The sequence below is a fragment of the Bacteroidota bacterium genome (assembly GCA_026391695.1).
In the GTDB taxonomy this organism is placed as follows: Bacteria; Bacteroidota; Bacteroidia; order Bacteroidales; family JAGONC01; genus JAPLDP01.
In genome coordinates, this window is sequence record JAPLDP010000012.1 from 1 (window position 1) to 6082 (window position 6082).

General features: G+C 39.8%; 6 protein-coding genes. All 6 read left to right on the forward strand.

The window, feature by feature from the left end:
* Positions 1-676, forward strand: a 676-nt coding sequence (locus NT175_00235; GenBank protein MCX6233141.1) for a hypothetical protein, incomplete at its 5' end; no start/stop codon positions are given.
* A 169-nt stretch (positions 677-845) separates the two neighbouring features.
* Entirely contained in the window at positions 846-1883 is a 1038-nt protein-coding gene (locus NT175_00240; GenBank protein MCX6233142.1) for a T9SS type A sorting domain-containing protein, read from the forward strand.
* Between the two features lie 63 nt (positions 1884-1946).
* Entirely contained in the window at positions 1947-3023 is a 1077-nt protein-coding gene (locus tag NT175_00245; protein MCX6233143.1) for a hypothetical protein, read from the forward strand.
* On the forward strand, positions 2968-3405 hold the full coding sequence (locus NT175_00250; protein ID MCX6233144.1) for a T9SS type A sorting domain-containing protein: 438 nt from the start codon (positions 2968-2970) through the stop codon (positions 3403-3405). Before NT175_00245 ends, NT175_00250 begins: the two co-directional genes overlap by 56 nt.
* A gap of 357 nt (positions 3406-3762) precedes the next feature.
* Positions 3763-4083 (forward strand): T9SS type A sorting domain-containing protein, encoded by a 321-nt coding sequence (locus NT175_00255; GenBank protein MCX6233145.1) that lies wholly within the window; start codon positions 3763-3765, stop codon positions 4081-4083.
* Positions 4084-4130: 47 nt separating this feature from the next.
* Positions 4131-5711: a T9SS type A sorting domain-containing protein gene (locus tag NT175_00260; GenBank protein ID MCX6233146.1), complete on the forward strand. Its 1581-nt coding sequence runs from the start codon at positions 4131-4133 to the stop codon at positions 5709-5711.
* The last annotated feature ends 371 nt before the right edge of the window (positions 5712-6082 follow it).

Genomic DNA, 6082 nt, shown 5'->3' on the forward strand with positions numbered 1-6082 from the left:
TACCATATCTTGGTTTAAAGATTCTACATTGGCTATCGGTGCTGGATGGTTAGCCTCAAATCAAACGGAAATAATTGCCCCAGTTGTTAAATATGATACGAATGGAAATATACTTAAAATGCGGGATTTAGGAGACAGCATTTATTGTTTTATGAGCAGCATAGTCACGTTTGATAATAAGTTATTGATAACCAGCCCTGAAGACTGGGATGGCAATATGGATATCTATGCGTTTAAGTTTAATTCGGAATTGGAGTATGATTCCATTTACACCCAGCCATTTGTTTACGATAGTTTATGTGAATATCCGATTGTATCGGATACCATTACTCTGGATACGTTGGGTGTTGGATTGGAAGAGCTAAAACCGAAAAAGCACCCTAAGCTGACAATCATTCCAAATCCGGCATGTGATATCATACGTGTGGTGCTGCCGGAGTGTATCTCATTACATTCCCAGGCGGCAATTTTTAATGTCACTACATGGAAGTACTCGTATTCGGGTGACATACCACTTGAAATATATGATATCTATGGCCGGAAGTGGCATGAGCAAATAATTGAAGAAGGAGAGAAAGAAGTGGAGATAGATGTCAGCGCTTTACCCGTAGGGCTATATGTAGTACGAGCGGTGATAGAAGGACAGGCGGTGAATGGGAAATTCCTTAAAGATTAATTCAAAAACTGATTAATTGACCCACAGCTTCAGCTGTGGGATCCGGAAAGCAGGCGGGCAATATAGAAACCGTTTAAACGGTTTTAAAAATGCGTAAAGAAACTTTATTTTCCCGCGCGTAAAGTCAGCATCCCACGACTGAAGTCGTGGGTGAGGTGCGAATGAATTGATGCTCAGTAGCATACCCGATGAAGCACTGGAGGTGAGGCAACAACTATTGGATGAATCGCCTTATCTTTCCGATACTGTCATGAAATTGGCCATTTACAAAGAGGATGTCCTTCCCAATGCCATGATACGTGATGTGCTTGTGGCTAATCCCCAGTCGGCAAAGTCAGATGAAGTGCTGGATGCCCTTGACAACCGCTGGGATCCCATGCCTGATTATATGGTACAGGAGATCATGGCCGGAGAGGATTCACTGGGCAATAAGGAACTCATGGAAAGCCGGATCAGAAGTTACAGGCATTTAAGAAATCTGGCTTACAATGAGCTTGCCGGAATATATTTACATGATACGGTCAATGAATGGGCGCCCGACAGCCTGGTGGCGCTGCTGCAGAATGAACCTGAATTGTATGCAAAATACAACCTGGCCTTTCAGTACTTTAAAGAATCGGATACAGTTCAGGTGAACAGTGTGCTGAACGAGATACCTTCGACCTTTATACTGTCGGATGCACAGCAGCAAACCCATCAGAATTACCTGGATTATATCGGCATACTTCAGGCATTACAAAACGACACGATCAATGGTCACTATCCCGACAGCTTGCAACTGGTTACTTTATACGCCATGGCCGACTCATGTATTGACATGCCTTCGGTATATGCACGTAACCTGCTGATCCATCTAGGATTGCTTACTTCCGGTGAAATGGTTTACATGCCTGTAACTTTAAATTCAACTGTAAATAATTTATGGCCCTTTAAGGAGAACAGTATTCCAAAATCCTCCTTTATTTCACTGTTTCCTAATCCGGCCGGAAATTATTTAATTGTTGAATATCACATTGATAAAGCCTATGAAACGGCTGTTCTCACACTTCAGGATATGACTGGCAAGCTGATAAACACGATTCCGTTAAAAGGACAGCTTAACCAAACGGTTGTATCAACGGGAGGACTGAACAATGGCGTTTATATCGTATCTTTGTATGTTGACTCCCAGATTATTGACAGTCAAAAAATGACAGTACTGAAATAATCATATTGACGAACAATTGAACAATATGACAATATAACAATTGAACAATAGAACAATAGAACAATGAGACAACTGCAATATCTATATTATCTGCTTTTTATCTTCCTGCTATCGAACACATTATACGCGCAAGAATGGATAAGAATATACGGCGATAATATAAGTTGCATTGCCTATTCAGTTATAGAGACTTATGATAAGGGCTATCTGTATGGAGGTCAGATTAATGATAATTCCCAGACATTACCCAAATTCGGTTGGATATTTAAGACAGATATCAATGGAGAAATATTGTGGGATAAAAAAATAGGAGAAATTGGTGACGTAACTGGAATTCATGACTTAGAACAAACAAATGATAAAGGGATCATATTGATCGGCTCAACGAAAAAGTATGATCCATGGTATGATCCCTTTATTATAAAACTGGATGCCTGCGGAGAAAAAGAGTGGTGCAAAATTTTCAATTCGACATACGATATGGATTATGGAGTGAGTATTCTACAATTGCCCGATGGGAATTACGTTTGTCTGGTTGGCTATACAGGTTACGATCCTGAAGAACGTATATGGTTAATTTGTCTGGATCAGAGTGGGAAAATATTATGGAAAAAGGTTTACGGAGTCAATGATCCTTATTTGAATAGCGAATCGGGTGATGACCTTATGATCACACCTGATTCAGGAATTCTAATCACAGGAGATGCATATTATCCTGACTTACCAGATACCCTGATTAATAAAACTCGCTCTTATTTAATAAAAACCAATTTTGACGGAGATGAAGAGTGGTCGCTTGTGTGGGGAAAGGATGAGCAGTGCTATGGATGGAGTTATACTTCAGTAGTTTCAAATAATGGAACCATATATACTGTCGGTTGTCATATTAATCCTGCTGAATATCCGTCATTGTATAAAACCAGTAAGTCAGGTGAAGAGATTACCTATTATGATATCGATAGTGGTATTAATGGCCGCTCAGTTACCATATCTTGGTTTAAAGATTCTACATTGGCTATCGGTGCTGGATGGTTAGCCTCAAATCAAACGGAAATAATTGCCCCAGTTGTTAAATATGATACGAATGGAAATATACTTAAAATGCGGTTCTGTTTACACCAAGCCATTTGTTTACGATAGTTTATGTGAATATACAGTTGTATCAGATACCATTACCCTGGATACGTTGAGTGTTGGGTTGGAAGAGCTAAAACCGGGAAAGCAGGCTAAGCTGACGATCATTCCAAATCCGGCCTGTGATATCATACGTGTGGTGCTGCCGGAGTGTGTCTCGTCACATTCGCAGGCGGCAATTTTTAATGTCACCACCTGGAAGTACAACTATAAAGGCGATGTACCGCTTGAAATATATGATATCTATGGCCGGAAGTGGCATGAGCAAATAATTGAAGAAGGAGAGAAAGAAGTGGAGATAGATGTCAGCGCTTTACCTGCAGGGCTGTACGTGGTGCAGGTGAAGTTAGAAGGAGAAATTGTGAGTGGGAAATTCATAAAGGAATAATTTTATAATTAACTGACCCACAGCTTCAGCTTTATTTCCACGACTGAGAGGTAAATGAACTGCATACCTGACCCACTGCTTTAGCTGTGGGATCCGGAAGAGCAGGCGGGCAATATATAAACCGTTTAAACGGTTTAAAAAGTCCTTAAAGAAACTTTTTATTCCCGTGAGTAAAGTGAGCATCCCACGACTAAAGTCGTTGGTGAGGGGATAAAGTGCATAAATGTTTCCTTTCCCGCAAGCTTTTAGTTCGTTACTTTAATTTCTCTTACAGGCGCATGTGTTGACCTGCCTTCGGTATATGCCCGTAACCTGCTGATCCATCTTGGATTGCTTGCATCCAACGAAATGGTTTACATGCCTGTAACTTTAAATTCGGCTGTAAATAATACATGGCCCTTTATGGAGAATAGTGTGAATAAAGCGTCCTTTATTTCACTATTTCCTAATCCGGCCGGAAATTATTTAATTGTTGAATATCACATCGATAAAGCCTATGAAACGGCTGTTCTCACACTTCAGGATATGACAGGCAAGCTGATAAGCACGATTCCGGTAAAGGGACAGCTTAATCAAACGGTTGTATCTACAGGAGGACTAAACAATGGCGTTTATATCGTATCTTTGTATGTTGACTCCCAGGTTATTGACAGTCAAAAAATGACAGTACTGAAATAATCATATTGACGAACAATTGAACAATATAACAATTTAACAATGTAGCAATGAAGCGTTTATTTGGTTTAATATTAATGATATTGCCTTCAATTGTTCATGCCCAGGAATGGATCAGGATATACGGTGATAATATAAGTTGCATTGCCTATTCAGTCATAGAGACTTATGATAAGGGCTATGTGTATGGAGGTCAGATTAATGATAATTCCCAGACATTACCCAAATTCGGTTGGATATTTAAGACAGATATCAATGGAGAAATGCTGTGGGATAAAAAAATAGGAGAAATTGGTGATGTAACTGGAGTTCGTGATATAGTACAAACAAATGATAATGGGATCATATTGATAGGCTCAACTAAAAAGTATGATCCGTGGTATGATCCCTTTATCATGAAACTGAATGCTTGTGGAGAAAAAGAGTGGTGCAAAATTTTAAATTCAACGTATGATATGGATTATGGTGTTAGTGTAGCAGAATTACCTAATGGGAATTATGTTTGTTTGGTTGCCTATACAGGCTACGATCCTGAAGAACGTATCTGGCTGATTTGTTTGGATAAGGGTGGGAAAATATTATGGAAAAAGGTTTATGGTGTTGAAGATCCATATCTGAACAGTGAAAGTGGGGATGACCTTATGATCACTCCTGATTCAGGAATTCTGATCACAGGAGAGGCATATTATCCTGACTTACCAGATACCCTGATTAATAAAACTCGCTCTTATTTAATAAAAACTGATTTTGACGGAGATAAAGAGTGGTCGCTTGTTTGGGGAAAAGATGAGCAGTGCTATGGATGGAGTTATACTTCAGTAGTTTCAAATAATGGAACCATATATACTGTCGGTTGTCATATTAATCCTGGTCAATATCCGTCATTATATAAAACCAATAGGTCAGGCGAAGAGATCAATTATTTTGATATCTACAGTGCTACAACAGGATTTTCGAGCACCATCTCATGGTTTCAGGATTCAACACTTGTGATAGGATCAGGCTGGATAAATTCAAGTCAAAATATTTATTATCCAATTATCAAATACGATACATGCGGCAATTTTATAAAGATGCGGGATTTAGGAGACAGTATATATCGTTATATGAACAGTATAGTAACATTTGATAATAAGCTATTGATAACCAGCCCTGAAGTATGGGATGGCAATTTTGATATCTATGCGTTTAAATTCAACTCGGAATTGGAATACGATTCCATATATACACAACCATTTGTTTATGACAGTATTTGTGAATATCCAATTGTATCCGACACCATTTCGCTGGATACGTTGGGTGTTGGCATGGAAGAGCTAAAGCCGGAAGGGAGCGCTAAGCTAACAATCATTCCAAACCCAGCCTGTGATTTAATACGGGTAGTTTTGCCGGAGTATATCTCATCACATTCCCAGAAGGCAATTTTTAATGTCACCACCTGGAAGTACAACTATAAAGGCGATGTACCGCTTGAAATATATGATATCTATGGCCGTAAGTGGCATTCGCAGGTAATTCCGGATGGGGAGAAAGAGGCGGAGATTGATGTCAGCGCTTTGCCTGCAGGGCTGTACGTGGTGCGGGTGGTAATTGACGGGCAGGAGGTGAGTGGGAAGTTTGTGAAGGAGTGACGCAACAAAGAATTGGGCGATTGTCGATTGGGCGATGTTCGATGTTTGATATTAGAATTGTGACTCGTCTGTCTCGTTCTAAATAATTTTTCAGGTCAACTAATTAATCCTTCCAATATCACTCAATCGGCCATCGCTCAATCATCCAATCGACAATCGCCCAATCACATGAGCATCTCCCCTTTAGGGGAGACGGGAGAGGGGTGGTGTGGTGGTCTAAAAATTAGGACAGGAAGCTTAATTGAATATCCAACATACGAACATTCGAAGTAGAAGTAGAACTGAAAGGCGAGGGAGATATGCGAATGGAAGGATGAAGTCAGATTTCTGCCTTCCTTTCTAATATCGCCTTCTACTTATCCTTCTACTTC